This is a genomic window from Rhizobium sp. SVR5-9E (assembly GCF_056755095.1).
Genome location: NZ_JBNDHS010000850.1, coordinates 1 through 229, shown reverse-complemented (window position 1 = coordinate 229; position 229 = coordinate 1). Strand labels below are relative to the sequence as shown.

1 protein-coding gene is annotated in these 229 nt (G+C 60.7%); it reads left to right on the top strand.

Features of this window, described 5'->3' with window-relative positions:
* A partial coding sequence (locus ACPYOJ_RS37245; protein WP_481420666.1) for an AbgT family transporter occupies positions 1 to 229 on the top strand: 229 nt, incomplete at both ends.

The following is a 229-nucleotide window of genomic DNA, read 5'->3' as shown; positions in this document are numbered from 1 at the left end:
GCGCGACGCTCTCCGATCGGGAATCTCGCGGATTGCGGTTCGCCCTCTACGGACTCACCGGTCTTCTAGTGGTCTTCCTCCTTTTGACCATCCCAAGCGGCGCACCGCTTCGTAATCCTGATCCCGGCGAGCTGATCGGCAATTCGCCCTTCATGAACGGCCTGATCGCGCTCATCATGCCGGTCTTCCTGGTGACGGGATGGACCTACGGCATTGGTGCCGGCACAAT